Origin of the sequence: Streptomyces odontomachicola (assembly GCF_039605595.1) — a bacterium.
GTDB lineage: Bacteria > Actinomycetota > Actinomycetes > Streptomycetales > Streptomycetaceae > Streptomyces.
The window spans coordinates 1-18,498 of record NZ_JBCFOK010000007.1; the positions used below are offsets into that span (position 1 = coordinate 1).

18 protein-coding genes are annotated in these 18,498 nt (G+C 72.9%); 12 read left to right on the forward strand and 6 right to left on the reverse strand.

Annotated features, from left to right (window positions below; translation table 11 throughout):
• Positions 1-342: 342 nt before the first annotated feature.
• From ABEE00_RS14520 to ABEE00_RS14540, 5 genes are all read left to right on the forward strand, one after another.
• Positions 343-1,926, forward strand: a complete 1,584-nt coding sequence (locus ABEE00_RS14520) for an FAD-binding oxidoreductase (protein ID WP_345745867.1) — start codon at positions 343-345, stop codon at positions 1,924-1,926.
• A gap of 123 nt (positions 1,927-2,049) precedes the next feature.
• Positions 2,050-2,868, forward strand: coding sequence for a hypothetical protein (locus ABEE00_RS14525; RefSeq protein ID WP_345745868.1), 819 nt, complete (start codon positions 2,050-2,052; stop codon positions 2,866-2,868).
• A 13-nt stretch (positions 2,869-2,881) separates the two neighbouring features.
• Positions 2,882-3,781: a carbohydrate ABC transporter permease gene (locus tag ABEE00_RS14530; RefSeq protein WP_451918579.1), complete on the forward strand. Its 900-nt coding sequence runs from the start codon at positions 2,882-2,884 to the stop codon at positions 3,779-3,781.
• Positions 3,778-4,620: a carbohydrate ABC transporter permease gene (locus ABEE00_RS14535; RefSeq protein WP_345745870.1), complete on the forward strand. Its 843-nt coding sequence runs from the start codon at positions 3,778-3,780 to the stop codon at positions 4,618-4,620. Before ABEE00_RS14530 ends, ABEE00_RS14535 begins: the two co-directional genes overlap by 4 nt.
• Before the next feature lie 20 nt (positions 4,621-4,640).
• Positions 4,641-5,978 carry an ABC transporter substrate-binding protein gene (locus ABEE00_RS14540; RefSeq protein WP_451918595.1) on the forward strand — a complete coding sequence of 446 codons (1,338 nt, stop codon included), beginning with the start codon at positions 4,641-4,643 and terminating at the stop codon, positions 5,976-5,978.
• Positions 5,979-6,168: 190 nt separating this feature from the next.
• On the opposite strand, the gene ABEE00_RS14545 is transcribed toward ABEE00_RS14540, so the two are convergent.
• The 3 genes from ABEE00_RS14545 to ABEE00_RS14555 all read right to left on the reverse strand — a co-directional run bounded on the left by ABEE00_RS14545 (position 6,169) and on the right by ABEE00_RS14555 (position 8,606).
• On the reverse strand, positions 6,169-7,017 hold the full coding sequence (locus tag ABEE00_RS14545; RefSeq protein ID WP_345745872.1) for an alpha/beta hydrolase: 849 nt from the start codon (positions 7,015-7,017) through the stop codon (positions 6,169-6,171).
• Positions 7,018-7,176: 159 nt separating this feature from the next.
• A complete protein-coding gene (locus ABEE00_RS14550; protein WP_345745873.1) occupies positions 7,177-7,812 on the reverse strand; it encodes a TetR/AcrR family transcriptional regulator in 636 nt (211 codons plus the stop codon).
• Entirely contained in the window at positions 7,809-8,606 is a 798-nt protein-coding gene (locus tag ABEE00_RS14555) for an acetoacetate decarboxylase (RefSeq protein WP_345745874.1), read from the reverse strand. The genes ABEE00_RS14550 and ABEE00_RS14555 overlap by 4 nt, the downstream gene beginning before the upstream one ends.
• A 114-nt stretch (positions 8,607-8,720) precedes the next feature.
• Here ABEE00_RS14555 and ABEE00_RS14560 point away from each other — a divergent pair, with 114 nt between their 5' ends.
• The gene (locus ABEE00_RS14560) at positions 8,721-9,599 is read left to right on the forward strand and encodes a 3-hydroxyacyl-CoA dehydrogenase family protein (RefSeq protein WP_345745875.1); all 879 of its coding nucleotides are present in this window, start codon (positions 8,721-8,723) and stop codon (positions 9,597-9,599) included.
• 168 nt (positions 9,600-9,767) lie between these two features.
• Here the strand turns inward: ABEE00_RS14560 and ABEE00_RS14565 are convergent, their stop codons facing one another.
• Complete coding sequence (locus ABEE00_RS14565) at positions 9,768-11,195, reverse strand: phytoene desaturase family protein (RefSeq protein ID WP_345745876.1); 1,428 nt, start codon at positions 11,193-11,195, stop codon at positions 9,768-9,770.
• A gap of 107 nt (positions 11,196-11,302) precedes the next feature.
• On the reverse strand, positions 11,303-12,121 hold the full coding sequence (locus ABEE00_RS14570) for an inositol monophosphatase family protein (protein WP_345745877.1): 819 nt from the start codon (positions 12,119-12,121) through the stop codon (positions 11,303-11,305).
• 146 nt (positions 12,122-12,267) lie between these two features.
• Here ABEE00_RS14570 and ABEE00_RS14575 point away from each other — a divergent pair, with 146 nt between their 5' ends.
• Entirely contained in the window at positions 12,268-12,600 is a 333-nt protein-coding gene (locus ABEE00_RS14575; RefSeq protein WP_451918580.1) for a hypothetical protein, read from the forward strand.
• Between the two features lie 52 nt (positions 12,601-12,652).
• Here the strand turns inward: ABEE00_RS14575 and ABEE00_RS14580 are convergent, their stop codons facing one another.
• Positions 12,653-14,437, reverse strand: coding sequence for a gamma-glutamyltransferase family protein (locus ABEE00_RS14580; RefSeq protein ID WP_345746182.1), 1,785 nt, complete (start codon positions 14,435-14,437; stop codon positions 12,653-12,655).
• A gap of 234 nt (positions 14,438-14,671) precedes the next feature.
• Between ABEE00_RS14580 and ABEE00_RS14585 the strand changes: the two genes are divergently transcribed.
• The 5 genes from ABEE00_RS14585 (at position 14,672) to ABEE00_RS14605 (ending at position 18,472) form a co-directional block, all read left to right on the forward strand.
• Complete coding sequence (locus ABEE00_RS14585) at positions 14,672-15,427, forward strand: SIR2 family NAD-dependent protein deacylase (protein WP_345745878.1); 756 nt, start codon at positions 14,672-14,674, stop codon at positions 15,425-15,427.
• A 100-nt stretch (positions 15,428-15,527) separates the two neighbouring features.
• On the forward strand, positions 15,528-16,121 hold the full coding sequence (locus tag ABEE00_RS14590; RefSeq protein WP_345745879.1) for a Uma2 family endonuclease: 594 nt from the start codon (positions 15,528-15,530) through the stop codon (positions 16,119-16,121).
• A gap of 73 nt (positions 16,122-16,194) precedes the next feature.
• Positions 16,195-16,398, forward strand: a complete 204-nt coding sequence (locus tag ABEE00_RS14595; RefSeq protein ID WP_345745880.1) for a hypothetical protein — start codon at positions 16,195-16,197, stop codon at positions 16,396-16,398.
• Between the two features lie 478 nt (positions 16,399-16,876).
• Positions 16,877-17,941 (forward strand): lipoate-protein ligase LplAB, encoded by a 1,065-nt coding sequence (locus ABEE00_RS14600; protein WP_345745881.1) that lies wholly within the window; start codon positions 16,877-16,879, stop codon positions 17,939-17,941.
• Positions 17,942-18,118: 177 nt separating this feature from the next.
• The gene (locus ABEE00_RS14605) at positions 18,119-18,472 is read left to right on the forward strand and encodes an ArsR/SmtB family transcription factor (protein ID WP_345745882.1); all 354 of its coding nucleotides are present in this window, start codon (positions 18,119-18,121) and stop codon (positions 18,470-18,472) included.
• Positions 18,473-18,498: the final 26 nt, after the last annotated feature.

An 18,498-nucleotide genomic window follows, 5' to 3' on the forward strand; every position in this document is an offset into this window, starting at 1 on the left:
TTCGCCCGTCACTCGTCTGAGGTCGCGCCGGACCCCGTACGAGCGCGGACACGCCACCGGCGGCCGGGGGGCGCCGTGACTCCCCCGCCGCCGGGCCCCCCGGCCCCGCCGCCCGGGCGGGCCCGGGCGCTGCGCCGGGCCCCCAGGTCGGCCCCGCCGCCCCGGGGGGCCCCCGCCCCCCTCCGGGCGCGTGGATCGCGGGGCCCCGTTCCCCCGGGGGGGGGGTGGGGGCCCGCCCCCCCCCCCCTCCCGCCCCGCCGCCCCCCCGCCCCCCACATTCACCGGGCCCCCGGGGCGGGCGGCCCCCCGGGCCGGGCGGCCGGTTCCGAGGGGGAATCGGGGATGACGCACACCCACAGCAGCACCGGCGCGACGACGCAGGACACCGGCGCGCGGCGCTGGGGCAGGCGCACCATGCTGCGCGCGGGCGCCGGACTGGCGCTCGGCGCGGGCGTCGGGGGAACGGGCTGGGCCGCGGTCGCGGGTTCCTCCGCGTCCGACACCGCGTGGGACGCGCTCGCGAAGGGCCTGGACGGCACCGTGGTGCGGCCGGGCGACGCCCATTACGGCGCGGCACACAAGCTGTTCAACCCCCGCTTCGACGGCGTACGTCCGGCCGGGGTCGCCTACTGCGCGGGCTCGCAGGACGTGAAGGAGTGCCTCGCGTTCGCGCGCCGCCACGGGATACCCGTGGCGATACGCAGCGGTGGCCACTCGTACGCGGGCTGGTCCACCGGTCAGGGAATGGTCATCGACGTTCAGAAGATGGCCTGGGTGAAGCAGAACGGGAAGCAGGGCGCCAGCATCGGCGCCGGCGCCAAACTCATCGACGTCTACGACGGGTTGGCCCGGCACGGCCGCACCATACCCGCGGGTTCGTGCCCCTCCGTCGGCGTCTCCGGGCTGACGCTGGGCGGCGGCGTCGGCGTGGTGGCCCGCGCGTACGGGCTGACCTCGGACAGTCTCACCGGCGCGCGCATCGTCACCGCCGACGGCCGCATACGGGACGTGGACGCCTCGCACGACCCTGACCTGTTCTGGGCGCTGCGCGGCGCCGGCAACGCCAACTTCGGCGTCGTGACCGGTCTTGAGTTCCGTACCCACCCGGCCCACGACGGCGTCACCTTCTTCCTGAGCTGGCCGTGGTCGCGGGCCGCCGCCGTACTGCGCGAGTGGCAGCGCTGGGCGCCGGACGCGGCGGACGAGATCTGGGCGAACCTGCATCTGTCCGCGCCCGCCGGCGGCCGCCCCGGCAAGGTCATGCTCGGCGGTTTCTCGCTGGGCACGCGCGGCGACGTCACCAACCAACTCGACCGCCTGGCCGACCGGGTGGGAGCACCCGCCTCCTCGGTCTCGATCAAGAACCACACCTTCATGGACGCCATGAAGATCATGGGCGGGGTGTCCGGGTGGAGCATCCACCAGGCACACCTGCCCGGTTCGCTGCCGGGGAACAGCGCCAAGGGCAAGCTGGCGCGCGAATCGTACGCGGCGCGCTCGGACTTCTACACGCGCAGCATCCCGGCGGACGGCATCAAGGCGCTGCTGCACCGCGTGGAGAAGCTGGCGCAGCTCAGCGGGGGCGGCTCGGGGAGCGTCGCCATCGACGCGCTGGGCGGCGCGGCGAACCGGGTCGGACCGCAGTCGACCGCTTTCGTCCACCGCAACGCCCGTTTCCTGGCGCAGTACATCATCTCCTGGCCCGACTCGGCCTCGCAGACGACCGTTTCGCGGCACCGCGCGTGGCTGGACGCCACCTACGACGCGATGCGCCCGTGGGCCAGCGGACAGGCGTACCAGAACTACAGCGACCCGAAGCTGAAGGACTGGCGCCGCGCCTACTACGGCGCGAACGCGTCCCGCCTCGCCAAGGTGAAGTCGGCGTACGACCCGAAGCGGCTGTTCCGCCACCCGCAGTCGCTCTGACGCCGTCTGACGCGGGACGAGCCCCCGCCTGCTCTTTCTTTCTTCTCAAGATCCGTTGTCAGTGGCTGCTTGTACTGTTGGCAGGCAATGTGAACGGGGGACATGAACGGGGAAGGAACGAGCATGAGCGCACCACCGCCGCCTCCGCCTGGAGGGGCACCGGGGCCGTACGGAGGGACGCCGGGACCGTACGGACCGGGCGCGCCGCAGCAGCCGCCACCGCCGCAACAGCCGTACGCCGGGGCGCAGTTCGCGCCGCCGCCCGGCCAACCGGGGCCGTTCGGGCAGCAGATGCCCGCGGGGCCCTGGGGCGCGCCGCCCGTGCCTCCGCCGCCCAAGCGCAGCAACACGGGCAAGGTGCTGGCGATCGTGTTCGGCAGCCTCGCGGCGGCCGTCGTCCTGCTGGTCGTCATCGGCATAGCGCTCGGCGGCGGCAGCCGCAGCCCCGAGTACACGGTGAGCCTGCCCAAGACACTGGAGAACGGCGACCTGCGGCTGGCCAAGGACATGAGCGACACGGCCAAGGCGCAGAATCCGGACCTGAGCGCGGGCGACACCCCGTACATGGGTCTGTATGCCTCCGAGGACACCCGGCAGCAGTTCCTGTTCTCGGGAGTCAACTCGGAGCAGTCCGACGAGGATTCGCCCAACAGCTTCCTCAAGGGAATGGAGGAGAACCCGGGCAGCGAGGTCGCGGTGCCCCGCAAAAGGATCACGCCGAGCGGATCCGGCGATCCGCTGACGTGCGAGGTCCTCACCAAGGACCAGATCGGCCAGAAGATGACGATGGCGGTCTGCGCTTGGGGCGACACGGGCGCCTCCGGCAGCATCGCCGACAACTCTCCGGAATCGCTGACGACGCCACCCGCCGACGTCGACCTCGACAAGCTGGCCGAGCGCGTCGACGGCATGCGGGACGAGATACGCAGCCCGGCGGAGTAGGGCGGGGCAGCCGGTGCGCCGCGGGCGGAGAGTTCGTCGGCAAGGGGAGCCCTTTCCCGCTCCGCGGGTGGACGCCTGGCTGCTGATCCTGCCCGCGCTGGTCCCGGTGCTGGTGCTCAGCGTGGTGCCGCTGGCCTACGGGCTCGGGCTGGCGGTGACCGACGCGCGGTTCGGGCGTACGGCGGAGACCCACTTCACGGGCGCGGAGAACTTCCGTGTCCTGGCGGGGGATTCGCTCTTCCTGGAGTCGTTCCGCATCGGGCTGGTGTGGGCGGTCGCGGTCACCGCGCTGCAGTTCGCGCTCGCGCTGGGTCTGGCCCTGCTGCTCGGGCAGCGGCTGCGGCTGCGCTGGCTGGCCCGCACCCTGGCGCTGCTGCCGTGGGCGGTACCCGAGGTGGTCGTCGGCATCATGTGGCGGCTGGTCTACCACCCGGACGCGGGCGTGCTGAACGACCTGCTCGGGCTCCGGGGCCGCGACTGGCTGGCGGACTTCGGGTGGGCGCTGCCCGCGGTCGTCCTGGTCGGGGTCTGGGCGGGGATGCCGCAGACCACGGTCACGCTGCTCGCCGGGTTGCGGAACGTTCCGCACGAGCTGAACGAGGCGGCGGCGCTGGACGGTGCCGGCCCGTGGCGGCGCTTCGCCTCGGTGACGTGGCCCGCGCTGCGCCCCGTCGCGGCCGCGGTGACCGCGCTCAACTTCATCTGGAACTTCAACTCCTTCGGCCTGGTCTACGTGCTGACCAGCGGAGGTCCCGGCGGGCGCACCCGGCTGCCGATGCTCTTCGCGTACGAGGAGGCGTTCCGGTACGGGCAGTTCGGGTACGCGGCGGCGATGGGCGCGGCGATGACGGCGGTGATGGCGGTGCTGCTCGCGGTCTTCCTGCGCAACCGGCTCAGGGCGGTGGAGGAATGAGGCGGCGTACGGGGCGAGCGCTCGGGCGCGCCGGCCAGTACGCGGCGCTCGCCTGCTATCTGGCGTTCCTGGTGCTGCCGCCCGCGTGGCTGGCGTCCACGGCGTTCAAGGGGCCGCGGGAGCTGGGCTCTCCTGATCCGGACTGGATCCCGCGGCACCCGACCACGGCGAACTTCGCCGAGGCGCTGGGCCAGCAGCCGCTGCTGCACGCGGCGTTCAACAGCCTGCTGGTGGCGGGCGGTTCGGCGGTGCTGTGCGTGCTGCTGGCGGCGCCGGCGGCGTATGCGGTGGCGCGGTTCCGTTCGGGGGTGGGGCGGGCCACGCTGGTGTGGGCGCTGGTCAGCCAGATGTTCCCGCTGGTGCTGGTGATCATCCCGCTGTTCCTCGTGCTGAAGACCCTGCGGCTGGTGGACTCGCTGGGCGGGCTGCTCGCGGTGTATGTGGTGTGGAGCCTGCCGTTCGCGCTGTGGATGCTGCACGGCTTCGTACGGGCGGTGCCGCGGGAGGTGGAGGAGGCCGCCATGGTGGACGGGGCCGGACGGTGGCGGACGCTGCGTTCGGTGGTGCTGCCGCTGCTCGCGCCGGGGCTGGCGGCGACGCTGCTGTTCGCGTTCATCACGGCGTGGAACGAGTTCTTCTTCGCGCTGGTGCTGCTCAAGTCGCCGGAGCAGCAGACGATGTCGGTGATCCTGACCCGGTTCATCGGCGCCGAGGGCGCGGCCGACCTGGGCCCGCTGGCCGCCGCCGCGCTGCTGGCCACGCTCCCCTCGCTGCTGTTCTTCCTGCTGATCCAGCGCCGGTTGACGGGCGGGCTGCTGACGGGGGCGGTGAAGGGGTGAGCGGTGCGGGATGCGGCGGCATGGAATTGGGCGGTACGGGGGTGAGGCGGCGGGCCGTGCTGCGCGCGGCGGGCGCTGCGGCGCTCGCGGCCCCGGCGGCGGTGGCGGCGTCAGCGTGCAGTAGCAACAGGCGCGGCGGCGGGGGCGGCCCCGTGCGGCTCCAGTTCCTCTCCCTCGCGTGGCAGCGCGAGTCGGTCGCGGCGAACAAGCGGCTGGTGGCGGAGTGGAACAGGTCCCATCCCCACGTACAGGTCGCCTACCGGCAGGGCAGTTGGGACGGGGTGCACGATCAGCTGGTCACCTCGTTCGAGGCGGGCGAGGCGCCGGACATCGTGCACGACGCCTCGGACGACCTGTCCGACTTCGCCTTCGGCGGCTATCTGCGCGACCTCGGCCCGCTCCTCCCCGACGGCTTCCTGGCCTCGCTCCCCCGCCGGGCCGCGGCGAACGGTACGTGGGACGGGCGGCTGTACGGGGTGCCGTTCCTCCAGGAGCCGCGCGTGCTGGTGGCCAACCGGCGGCTCCTGGACAGGGCGGGCATACGGCCGCCGGCGCCCCGGCAGCCCTGGACGTGGGAGGAGTTCACGGAGGCGGCGCGGGAGCTGTCGTACGGGAGGGGCGAGCGGCGGCGGTACGGGACGGCGTGGGCGCTCAAGGAGCCGGTGAGCGTGACGTTGAACCTCTCGGCGGCCTTCGGCGGGCGGTACTTCGAGGCGGAGGGCTCCGGGCACCGGGTGCGCTTCGAGGAGCCGGAGCAGGCGCTGCCGCGGCTGATCCACGCGCAGGTGCACCGCTATCGCGCGGCGCCCGCCTCTGCTCTGGGGCTGGGCGGGGCCGATGCGCTGCCGGGGTTCTTCGGGGGGCGGTACGCGATGCTGCCGCTGGGGTTCGCGTTCCGGCAGCAGGTGGCGCAGCAGGCGCCGGAGGGCTTCGAGTGGGTGGTGCTGCCGGCGCCTGCCGGGCCGCGCGGGGCCGTGCAGGAGAGCAGCGCGCAGACGCTTTCGGTGTCGTACGACTGCGCGTGGCCCGCGGAGGCGGCGCGGTTCGTGGCGCACCTTCTCGCGCCGGGGGCGATGGCCGAACTGGCCGCGGGTGACTGGCTGTTGCCGACGGCGCCGGCGGCGGAGCGGCATCCGGCGATGCCGCGGGAGCGGCGGTACGGGTGGAATGTGGGGGTGGCGGTGCGGGGGAATCTGCGGGCGCCGCGGTCGCAGGGGGTGCGGGGGTATGCGGAGTGGAAGGACAAGGTGGCTGCGGGGGCGTTGCAGGAGTTCTACGCGGGGCGGTCAGGGATGCGGCGCCTGAGGGAGCGGCTCGTGGTGGAGGGGGACAACATCCTGCGGCGGTACGGGCGTTGAGCGCGGGGCGACCGCGGTGATTCCGGAGCGGGCCGACCAGCAGCCAACCGGCGGCAGCGCGGAGTTCTCTCGTCAGATGTCACGCCCACCTCAGGAGTGCGAGGGCATGACCATGATCCAGCTCGCTCAAGGACGCCTGACGACGGGGACGGGCAGCGAAACCCGGGGAGGCGTCCGCCCCGTGGTGGGGTCAGGTCGCGGTGACGGTTTTGATGATCCCTCTGGCGTGGGCGAGGGCCGCCCGCGATTCGGGGAGTTGGGGCAGGCCGACGAAGACGTGGAAGGCGTCGGGGTAGAGGTTGATCTCGGCGTCGGTGCCGGCGGCCTTGGCCTTGGCGACCATCTTCTTGACGTCGGGGTACAGAATGTCGCGTTCGCCGTGGAGGACGGAGATCCGGGGCAGGGCACGCAGGCTGTCGTTGAGCGGGCTGAGCCAGGGGTGTTGCAGGGGGCGGTCGCCGGCCCAGCGGCTCATGGCCCATCGCGCTCCCTCGCTGCCGACCATGGGGTCTCGCGGCTCGATGGCTGGGATCTCGGGGTTGGTCAGGGTCGCGTCCGCACAAGGCGAGAACAGCAGGACCGCGTCGGGAAGAGGACGGTGTTCGTCCCGGGCGCGGATGGTGAGAGCCATGGCGAGGGCGCCGCCGGCTGAATCGCCCGCGGTGATCACCGGCAGCCCGGATTCGGTCAGGCTGTCGTAGAGCTTGTGGAGCTTGGGGTAGGTCTCGTCGCCGGTGTGCTCGGGTGCGAGCGCGTACAGAGGGACAGTCACGCGCAGCGGGGAGGTCAGGCCCAGGCTTCCGATGATGTTCCAGTGCGGTGTGACCAGCGGGTGCACGTACGCGCCGCCGTGCGTATAGAGCAGCTCCCCCACTGGGTCAACACCCTTCGGGGTGAGCGTGATGACCGGCATGCCCTCGATGCTGCCGCGGCGGACGTCGTACGCCCTGAGGAGTGTGCGCGGCACCTCGGCGTCGGGGCGGTCACGGTCGACCTCCGCAGCGATCGCATCGGCCGAGGCGAGAGGCTTCGGCCGCAACCGTAGGACCTGCACGAGCGCTTTCATTACCAGAGACACCATGTCTCCTTCTCGTTCACGGAGTTATGCCTGAACAGGTCACTTACTACATGGGTTTCGGGGCACCCGCCTCACGGGCGGACCGCCAGCAGCCACTGAGCTGAGCGGAGGCGCTGGTGTTCACTGGCCTGTGGTCAGGCCCAGAACAATGCCGCGGACGACGGCTTCGCGGACGGCTTCGGGGTCGTCGTGGAGCGGCGACTGGGTCATCGCGCCGACGTGCGCGGTGATGACGGCCCGGGTGAAGTCCTCCGGGGAGTCCAGCGGTCGACGGCCGGTGAGCTCCAGGGCGTGCATCAGCAGCGGCTGGAGGTGCCGGCGGAGCTGCTCGGCGTGCTCGCGCAGTACGGCCGCGACCTCTGGCCTGTGCTGGGCCTGAGCCGCGAAACTGGTGCGGATCGCGACCCACTGCGGATCCATCGGCAGCGCCCGCAACGCCGTGGCCACGACGGACTCCAGGGAACAGTGGGCCTGCTCAGGCGATGGCGCGTCGGCGGCCAGCGCCTCCAGTCGCTCCTGGACCTCGGCGTTGCGCTGTTCGTACAGGGCGAAGAAGACGTCGTCGACGGTCTTGAAGTTGGAGTAGAAGGCGCCGCGGGTGAACCCGGCGCGCTCACATATCGCCCCGATGCTGACGTTGGTGGTGCCCTGCTCGGCGAACAGGCCGGCGGCCGCGGCGATCAGCTGCGCGCGGGTCGCCTTGCGCTGTCGGGTCGGTCGGGCCGGCGCGGGCGTGGGGGTGGTCGGGTGATTCATGGGGCCATCCTCTCCGTCGGCCGCTGCGAGCCTGCCTCGTGGTCGAGTGGCGAGCCGCTGTCGAGGTAGTCGTGTACGGAGCTGACCGGGCTGAGGGTCAGGTCGGTGAGGATGTGGCTGGCGGAGACGACCTCGAGCACCGGCAGATCGGCCAGGGGGGCCATCACGTGCTCGAACAGCTGCAGACGGGCGGGCCCGGTCCAGGCTTCCTTGACCACGATGTCGGTGATCTCGGTGCGGACCAGGTCCGAGGCGCGCAATTGCCCGGTGAACACGTTGGGCACCTGCTTGAGCGCGAAGGTGGGCACGGTGATCTGCGCCCGGGCCGCATCGGGGTCGAGGGGCTGCCACTTGTAGGGCATGGTCGCGGTGGCCACCCGCTGGCCGCCGCGGTCCAGGGTGCCGACCAGCGCACCGGTGTCGGTGAACAGCGCCGGGCTGCCGGCCACCTTCGGATAGGCACTCAGCTCCCGGCCCGCGGCGGTGGCGGCGAAGCTGTCCAGATACATCGCATGCAGGTACTCGCCCACCTCGCCGTCGAACTCCACGGCGATCGCCTGGCCGCACTCCAGGTAGGGGCCGAAGCCCTCGACGTCACCCATGTTCATCACTTCGAACCGCACCAACGGCTCGGGCACTTCCAGCGGCTCGGGCACCACCGCGCGCAGGACATCGGGGTCGGTGCGGTAGACGATGTTGAAGTACTCACGGTCGGTGAACCGGGTCGCCCGCACCGGATAGACCGGCACCCCCAGCGGCGTGACCGGCTGACGCGCCACCTCGGACTCGCGCACTGCTCCACGCTCCTTTCCACTCCCCTTGCGATACAAAATGCATTGAGTACAGTTTGCATCGAGTCCGCGTGCCGGGCAACCCGCCCGGCCGGACGCGCACCAGGGAGTCCCGTGATGACCCACACTTCTCGTCAGCTCGCCGCTCGCCCGGTCGCGGTGATCGGCGCAGGCACCCTCGGCCGCCGCATCGCGATGATGTTCGCCTCCGACGGTGGGCTGGTGCGCCTGTACGACCTGTCTGCCGACGTACGGGCAGCGGCCCTGGACTACGTCACCGCAGAGCTGCCGGAGGTGGTCGCCGCCCGGCCCGGCGCCACCGAGGGCCGGGTGGTCGGCGTCGACACCCTGGAAGCCGCACTGGACGACGCGTGGCTGGTCATCGAGGCGGTGCCCGAGCGGCTGGAGCTCAAGCGCGCCCTGTTCGCCGATCTGGACCGGATCGCCCCGGCCGACACCATCCTGGCCAGCAACTCCTCCTCCTACGCCTCCCGTCTGTTCGTCGACCGGGTGGCGCACAAGGAGCGGGTACTGAACACGCACTTCTACATGCCGCCGGCGCAGAACGCGGTCGACCTGATGAGCGACGGGGCCACCGACCCCGCGGTCATCGAGCGGCTCAAGAACGAGCTGCCGCGCTATGGAGTGCACCCCTTCGAGGCCCGCCGGGAGAGCACCGGCTTCATCTTCAACCGGGTCTGGGCCGCGATCAAGCGCGAGGCGCTGGAGGTCGTGGCCGAAGGGGTGACCACGCCGGAGGATTTCGACGCGATGTTCCGGGTGAACACCGGCGCGAAGCTCGGGGTGTTCCGGTTGATGGACCAGGTCGGCCTGGACGTCGTCCTCGACATCGAGAACCACTACGCAGCGGAGAATCCGCACCTGCCCGAAGGCCCCCGCCGACTGCTGCACGAGTACGTCGACACCGGCCGCCTCGGCGTGAAGACCGGCCGCGGCTTCTACGACGACTACGCCACCGCAGCGAGCGACGCCTGACGCACCGTCCGCATCACGTCGGGCCTCACGCGGAGGCAAGGGGCTGCGGCCGGCGCGGAGCGTCTCCGGTCGCGCCGTCACTCACAGGGCAGTCGGAACCACCCACCCGAATCCCGCCGCAGCGGCAGGCAACCACACACAAACGGGTCGGCGGTCAGAGCGGAACGCTCAGGAGCGGCGCAAGCGGCGCCACACGGCGCGAGCCGCGTGGTGGCCGGGCATGCCGTGCACCCCAGGCCCGGGCGGGGTCGCCGAGGAGCACAGGAAGACGGCGGGGTGCGCCGTCTCATACGGAACCCGACGGAGCTGGGGCCGCAGCACCAGCTGCAATCGCTGCACGGACCCGCACCCGATGTCGCCGCCCACATAGTTCGCGTTGTGCGCCGCGAGCTGCGGCGGGCCCGCCGTGGCGCGGGCCAGGACGAGGTCGCGGAAGCCGGGCGCGTACCGCTCGATCTGCCGCTCGACCAGCTCCGTCGCGTCGCCCTCCCAGCCGTTGGGCACGTGCCCGTACGCCCACAGCACGTGCTTGCCCTCCGGCGCGCGGGACGGGTCGACGAGCGAGGGCTGCGAGGTGATCAGGAAGGGGCGCTCGGCGGGGCCCCGACCGTACGCCGCGGCCCGCATCGCCGCGTCGATCTCCCGCGCCGACTCCCCCACGTGCACGGTGCCGGCCCGCCGCGCCTCCTCCGAGACCCACGGCACGGGCCCGTCCAGCGCGTAGTCGACCTTGAAGACGCTGGGGCCGTAGTGGTAGCCGTCGTACGCGCCGCCGAGCCCGGCGATGCGGGCCAGCGCGGTGGGCGAGGTGTCGAAGACGTACGCGCGTGCCGGGGGCAGTTCGTCCAGGCGCTTGACCTCGACGCCGGTGTGGATCGTGCCGCCCAGCTCGCGCAGGTACGCGGCGAGCGCGTCGGAGATCGACTGCGAGCCGCCGCGCGGCACCGGCCAGCCGTACTCGTGCGCGGCGAGCGCGAAGCACAGCGCGGGCCCGGTGACCGTCGGCGTGGACAGCGGCGCGATCACATGGCCCGCGAGCCCGGCGAGCAGAGCCTTCGCGCGTTCGCCGTGGAAACGCCGGCTGATCCACTCGATCGGCTGGAGCGCGAGCAGACCGAAGCGCGCGAGCCGCACCGGGCCCTTCGGAAGGCGCCCGTTGAACACCGAGCCCAGGCCCATGAAGTCCGCGGCCAGCGTGTCCCAGTGCCCGAGGAAGGGCGCGACCAGACGCCGGTAGACGCCCGCATCGCGCGCGCCGAAGGACATCGCGGTCTCGCCCACGGAGTGCGCGAGCACGGTCGCCGTACCGTCGTCGAAGGGCTGTGCCATGGGCAGTTCGGGGTGCAGCCACTCCAGCCCGTACCGCTCCAGCGGCATCGCGCGGAAGGCGGGCGAGCCGACGCCGGTGGGGTGCACCGCCGAGCAGGGGTCGTGCCGGAAGCCGGGGAGGGTGAGTTCCTCGGTGCGTGCGCCGCCGCCGATGCCCTCGCGGGCCTCGAAGAGCTCGACGGAGAGGCCGCGGCGGGCCAGTTCGACCGCGGCCGTCAGGCCGTTGGGTCCTGCCCCGACGACGACGGCGTCGCGGATTCTTGGCACGTTCGGCACCTGTCGGCTCTCCCCTCGTACCTCAGCGCTGAGGTCAGCTACGACGGCTGCGCGGACGGTCACCCCTGCGTACGGGGCAGACGGCCGGCGGCGGGCGATCAGCCGCCGTCGCGCAGCAGCCCCACCATACGCCGCACCGTTCCCGCGTCCCGCGCCGCGGTGAAGGGAAGCGCGTTGCCGCCGGCGAGCCGGAACTGCTCGCCCTCGACCGTCGCGCTGGCCCCGCCGGCCTCGGAGACCAGCAGCAGTCCCGCCGCGTGGTCCCAGGCGGCCTCCCAGGAGAAGGCGAGCGCGTCGAGTTCGCCGCGCGCGACGGCCAGGTACTCCAGTCCGGCCGAGCCGCACGGCCGCGAGGCCACGCCCTCGGTACGCAGGCCGAGCAGCGCGTGCTTCTGCTCGGGAGTGGTGAAGTCGGGGTGCGAGGTGGCCACCCGCAGCTCCTCCCCCGGCTCCGGCGAACCGGCGCTCAGCGCCTCGCCGTTGAGCAGCGCCCCGCCGCGGCGGCGCGCGACCGCCATCAGGTCCAGCGCGGGCGCGTACGTCCAGGAGGCGAGGATGTCGCCGTGCCGGGCGAGGGCGACGAGGACGGCGAAGTCCCGTTCGCCGCGCACGAATTGGCGGGTGCCGTCCACCGGGTCGACGATCCACACCGGCGCCTCGCCGTGCAGCGCCTCGTACGTGGCCGGCTTGGCGTGCACGGTCTCCTCGCCGACCACCACGGATCCCGGCAGCAGCGCGGTGAGCGAGCGGGTCAGATGCTCCTCGGCGCGCTGGTCGGCCACCGTGACCAGATCGTGCGGCCCGGCCTTCTGCTGCACCTCGGCCTCGCCGAGCTGCCGCCAGCGGGGCATGACCTCTTCAGCGGCGGCGCTCCGTACAGCGCGCTCGACCTGCGCGACCAGCTCATCGTCGATCATGCGTTCCATGGAACCACGGTGCGGCCCCGCGCCCACCTGCGATGCCCGCCTTCGGCGTGAACGGGCCGTGAACGGGGCCACCGCGGGTGCCGCGCGGCGAACGCCTGCACGCTACGGGTGGCTCTCGCGGGGGCAGCACCGCGCGTGTGGCGCTCACCGCCCGACTACTGACCCGCACGCGGCGTCCTCGTACGAAGGAGCAGTGGCAGCCGCACCGCAGCCTGCAGTGGACCCTCGACGCGATGACCGTGGGGCCCGCCTTCGTGCGCGACGGCCGCCTGGACCTGCTCGCCGCCGACCCGCTGGGGCGCGCCCCCCACTCCGAGGTCTACGAGGGCCTGGAGATGGCCGCCGAACCGGGCTCGGCCTCCGAGGAGGGGCTGCGCCTCCTCGCCTCCTGGGCCGCCAGCGAGGAGGCCGAGACCGCCGGGGAGAACGAGGGGCCCGCGCCCTGTTCCGCCCGGCGGACGGCCGGCTGAGAGGCGCTGAGGCGCGCCCCTCGCGCCCCCTCACCGGCCGCTCGACGACTCCTCAGCGGCCCACCGCGTACCCCTGCATCCCCCGCGGGTTCGCCGCCGCGCTCAGCACTCCCGTCTCCGGGTCGCGTGCCACCGCGCTCAGGCGGCCCTCGGACCATGCGGGGCCCGTCTCCAGGTCGTGTCCCCGTGCGCGGAGCGCGCTCAACGCCGCCTCGCCCGCGCTCGGTTCGACCGTCAGGTGCCCTGGCCGCATCGCGCGCGGGTAGAAGGAGCCGGGGAAGCTCTCGGTGTGCCAGTTGGGCGCGTCGATGGCGCCCTGGAGGTCGAGCCCGCCGCGTACGGGCGAGCGCAGCACCGCGGCCAGGAAGAAGTGGAGCTGCCACTGGTCCTGTTGGTCGCCGCCGGGGGTGCCGAAGGCGAGGACCGGCTCGCCGTCGCGCAGTGCGACCGACGGGGTGAGGGTCGTACGCGGACGGCGGCCGGGGGTCAGGGTGTTGGGCAGCCCGGTTTCGAGCCAGGTCATCTGGAGGCGGGTGCCGAGCGGGAAGCCGAGCGCGGGCACGACCGGGTTGGAGTGCAGCCAGCCGCCGCTCGGGGTCGCCGAGATCATGTTGCCCCAGCGGTCCACGATGTCCAGGTGGCAGGTGTCGCCGCTGGTGGCGCCGTTGCGGAACACCGTCGGCTCACCGGCGCCCGCCGCTCCCGCCGCCCCCGAGGGGACGAAGCTCTCGTGACCCTCGGCCACCGCCGTGGCGTGCCGCGCGACCCGCGGAACGCGCCCGCCGGGACTGCCGGGCCGGAGCGCGTACGAGGCGTCCTGGCCGATCAGGGCCCGGCGTTCGACCGCGTACGCCGGGGAGAGCAGGTCGTCGAGCGGCACCTCGGCCGCGTCCCCGTACCAGGCCTCGCGGTCCGCCATCGCCAGCTTGGTGCCCTCGACGAGGCGGTGGATGTACGCCGCGTCCGCGCGCCCCTCACGTCCCCCGTAGGGGATGTCCTCGGGTATCAGCGCCAACTGCTGGAGCAGGGACGGGCCTTGGGACCAGGGGCCCGCCTTGCAGACGGTCCAGCCGTTCCAGTCGAGGGAGACCGGGTCCTCGTACGTGGCCTCCCAGGCGGCGAGGTCGTCTCCCGTAAGGGTCCCGGCGTGCCGCTCCCCCGAGGTGTCCAGCGTCGGGGTCGCGGCGGCACGCTCCAGTTCCTCGCCGATGAACCCCTCGCGCCACACCCGGCGCGCGGCCTCGATCTGCGCCTCCCTGTCCCGGCCTCCCAGGGCCTCGGCCTCGCCGAGGAGGCGGCGCCATGTGGCGGCCAGTGCGGGGTTCTTGAGGAGTTCGCCGGGGGCCGGGGCCTTGCCGCCGCGCAGATAGAGCTCGGCCGAGGAGGTCCACTCGGTCTCGAACAGTTCCCTTACGGATTCGACCGTCTCCCCCACGCGGTCCACGGCGGGGTGGCCGTGCTGCGCGTACCCGATCGCGTACTTCAGCACCTCTGACAGGTGGCGGGTGCCGTAGTCGCGGAGCAGCAGCATCCACGCGTCGAACGCGCCCGGCACCGCGGCGGCCAGCGGTCCTGTGCCGGGGACCAGGTCGAGGCCGAGCGCGGTGTAGTGCGCGGGGGTCGCGGCGCGGGGTGCCACGCCCTGCCCGCACAGGACCCTTACGGGTCCCCCCGCAGGGGCGACCAGCGCCGGAACCTCGCCCGCCGGGCCGTTCAGATGCGGCTCCACGACGTGCAGCACGAAGCCGGCGGCGACGGCTGCGTCGTACGCGTTGCCGCCGTCCTCCAGCACGGCCATGGCGCTCTGCGAGGCGAGCCAGTGGGTGGACGCCGCCATGCCGACGGTGCCCTGGAGGGTGGGGCGCGTGGTGAAGAGCGGGGACACGGGCGCGGGTGCTCCTTTGCGTACGGCGGCTGTGCGGGTCGGCGGTGCGGGATCGCTGTACCGGTCGGGGAATTCCGCTCAGGGAATCTACGGGCGCCGCGCGCGACCGTGAAGTGGTTCAGAGGTGAAGGAAGTTGTGGGAGGGACGCCGCCCCGCCTCCCGGAGCCCGTGATTACCCTGGCCGCATGGCAGCAGCGCAGCAGACCGTCCCCGGCGGCACCGTGGCCCTGCTCACCGGCGCGGGCGTCTCCACCGACTCGGGCATCCCCGACTACCGCGGCCCGCAGGGGCTGTGGCGGCGCGACCCCGAGGCGGAGAAGCTGGTCACCTACGGGTACTACATGTCGGACCCCGAGGTGCGGCGCAGGTCCTGGCAGATGCGCCGGGACAGCCCCGCCTGGAAGGCCAGGCCGAACGCCGCGCACGAGGCGGTGGCGCGGCTGGAGCGCTCGGGGGTTCCCGTACGGGTCATCACCCAGAACGTCGACGGGCTGCACCAGCTCGCAGGGGTTCCCGAGCGCAAGGTGCTGGAACTGCACGGCAGTTCGCGCACCGTGCTGTGCACCGCCTGCGAGGCGCGCTCCACGATGGCCGAGGCCCTGGAGCGGGTCGAGGCGGGCGAGGAGGACCCCGCGTGCGTGCTGTGCGGGGGCATCCTCAAGTCGGCGACCGTGATGTTCGGGCAGGCCCTCGACTCCGAGGTGCTGGGCGAGGCGATGGCGGTCGCGCGGGCCAGCGAGACCTTCATCGCGGCGGGCAGCAGCCTCCAGGTCCAGCCGGCGGCCTCCCTCGCGGGGATCGCGGCGGACAACGGGGCACACCTGATCATCGTGAACGCCGAGCCGACCCCGTACGACGCCCTGGCCGACGAGATCATCCGCGAGCCCATCGGCGAGGCGCTGCCGGCGCTGGTGGAACGGCTGACGCCCGCCGGGAGTTGATCTCCGCTGGGAGCGACTGTCAGTGCCCGTGGCTACGCTGTGTGTCACCTGGATCAGCCACCTGCGGAGGCGCATCACGGCAGTCATGTCGGACCACCCGATGACGAGAGACGTCCCCGCAGCCCCGGCCCGCTTCCAAGCGCTGTGCCGGACGCTGCTCGCCATGGACGTGCCCGACGGCTACCGGGCAGAGATCATCGGGGGGAACATCGTCGCGTCACCGCGGTCCAAGGGGTACCACCTCCCCGTCATGCGGTCCCTGCGCACACAGTTGGAGCCGCACGCCCCCGAGGGGCACATCGCCGACAGCGCGCCGTATCTCTTCACCTTCCCCGAGGCGGAGCGCGGCTACGGCCCCGACGTCTACGTGGCGGCCGAGAGCGCCTTCCTCACGGGCAAGCGGTATGTCGACGGTGAGGCGCTGTCCCTCGTCGCCGAGCTGACCTCGGCGTCCACACGGGACGCTGACTGGGACGACAAGACGCCCGTCTACGGCAGGAGCGGGGTGCCGGTCTATCTCCTGCTCGACATGCAGGAGGAGACCACGACCCTCTTCTGGCATCCGTCGCCGCGCGGCTACCTCTCCCGGCTGAGCCTGCCGTTCGGGGAGAAGCTCCACGTTCCCGAGCCCTTCGACTGCCCCCTGGTCACCTCGGGCTTCGCCGCCCTGCACGGCGGCTGCGACCCGGCCTGACACCGCTGCGGGCGGGGCGCGGCCCTCCCCGTGGCGGATGCGTGTGCGGCGCGGTCGGCGCAGGCTGGGAGGCATGACGGCTCCGATCGTGGTGCATCCGCCCTCCGCCGAGGGGCGGCGGCGGGTCACGTCGCACGGGAACACCCTCGGGCACGCCGAGGGGATGGTCGACGTGATCGAGTTCCTGCGGCGCGTGGGGCTCGACGTGGCCACGATCGACCTGCACGACGAGGAGCTCATCGAGTGGCGCGGGGGCGGGCCGGAGTTCTGGCTCTGAGCGCGTCAGCGGGACCGCCGGGGCCCTGTGCGCGGGGTGCAGCCGCGTGGGCGCCCGCGCCGAGCGCGTGCGTGGGGTGCGTGGGGTGCGTGGGGGCGAGACCTCGCGGCCGGCGGTTCCGGTGTGCCCGCCCGTTCCGCCCAGCCACGCCGCGAAGGCCGCGCGCGTCCGACGCGTCGCAGAACCCGATGCCGTCGGCGCCGGCCGGCATCTGTTCCACGTAGCGGACCCGCTGTTCCCCGGTGAGCGCGTGGCCATGCCGCCTGTGCCGCGCCGGCGCCGCCGCCAGAAGGGAGCGCGCGAGGGCTCACGGGGGGGCACACCGGCGCCGCGTACGGGCAGCGGCATACCGGTATCAGCGCCGCCAGGCACGCGTGTCCGGCTGTCGGACCGACGCATTACGCTCGGTGAGACCGGATGCGGCACGAAGCGGAAAACGAAGCGGCAGCGGTACGAAACGGGAGCGGGAGGCAGCGCGGTGCACGGTGAATACAAGATCCCCGGCGGCAAGCTCGTCGTCGTGGATCTGGAGGTCGAAGGGGGCGCGCTGCGCGACGTGCGCGTGGCCGGGGACTTCTTCCTCGAACCCGACGAGGCGCTGCTCGCCATCGACGCCGCCCTGGAGGGCGCCCCGGCCAACACCGACGCGGCGGCGCTCGCAGCCCGCGTCGACGCCGCGCTGCCCGAGTCCACGGTGATGCTCGGCCTGACCACCGAGGGCGTCGCCACCGCGGTGCGCCGCGCCCTCGCGCAGGCCACCGAGTGGGGCGACTACGACTGGCAGCTCATCCACGACGCGCCCCAGCCGCCCGCGCTGCACATGGCGCTGGACGAGGTGATCGCCGCCGAGGTCGCGGCGGGGAACAGACCGCCGACCCTGCGCGTGTGGCAGTGGGACCGCCCCGCGGTGATCATCGGCAGCTTCCAGTCGCTGCGCAACGAGGTGGATCTGGAGGGCACGGCGCGGCACGGCGTCGACGTCGTGCGCCGCGTCTCCGGCGGCGGCGCCATGTTCGCCGAGCCGGACAGCACGATCACGTATTCCCTCGCGGTGCCCCAGTCGCTGGTGTCCGGGCTGTCGTTCGCCGACAGCTACGCGTATCTGGACGACTGGGTGCTGGAGGCGCTCGGCGACATGGGCATCAAGGCCTGGTATCAGCCGCTGAACGACATCGCCACCGAGGTCGGCAAGATCGCGGGCGCCGCGCAGAAGCGCGTGGTCGGCCCGCACGGCGGACCCGGCGCCGTGCTGCACCACGTGACGATGTCGTACGACATGGACGCCGAGAAGATGACCGACGTCCTGCGCATCGGTAAGGAGAAGCTGTCGGACAAGGGCACCAAGTCCGCGAAGAAGCGCGTCGATCCGCTGCGGCGGCAGACCGGGCTCCCCCGCGCCGAGGTCATCGACTGCATGATCGGCTCCTTCCGCAGCCGCTACGGCCTCACCGACGGCGCGGTCAGCGACCGGGAGCTGGCCTGGGCGGAGGAGCTGGTGCGCACGAAGTTCGCCAATCCGGAGTGGACGGCACGGGTGCCGTGACCCCGCGGGAGTGGACGGCGCGGGTGCCGTGAGCACGGAACAGACCAGGCGGGCACGGAGCCGCGCACCACTCCCGTACGCCCGCCGTGCGCCCCCGCCTAGAATCGGTGCGGCAACAGGGCCGCGGGGCCACGAGGAGCGCGGTTCCGCGGGGACGGCCGGGACGGGAGAGTGACGGTGGCGGCGAGAGGCGTCGGCGAGTTCGAGGACCCGCCTGCTGAGGTTCTCGCGGAGACCGCCGCGGCGTTCGGGCTGCTGGCCTCGCCCGCGCGGCTGCACATCGTGTGGGCGCTGGCGCAGGGCGAGAGCGATGTGAGCCACCTCGCCGAGCGGGTCGGCGGCGCGCTGCCCGCGGTCAGCCAGCACCTGGCGAAGCTCAAGCTCGCGGGCCTGGTGCGCTCGCGCCGCGAGGGGCGCCGGGTGGTGTATCTGGTGGACGACCCCGACGTGGTGCCCGTCGTGCAGTGGCTGGTCGAGCGCAAGGCCGGGCGCCCCGCACCGCCGGGGAGGGCCCATGACCTGGGGGCCTGACGCACATGTGGCCTGGGGGCCTGACG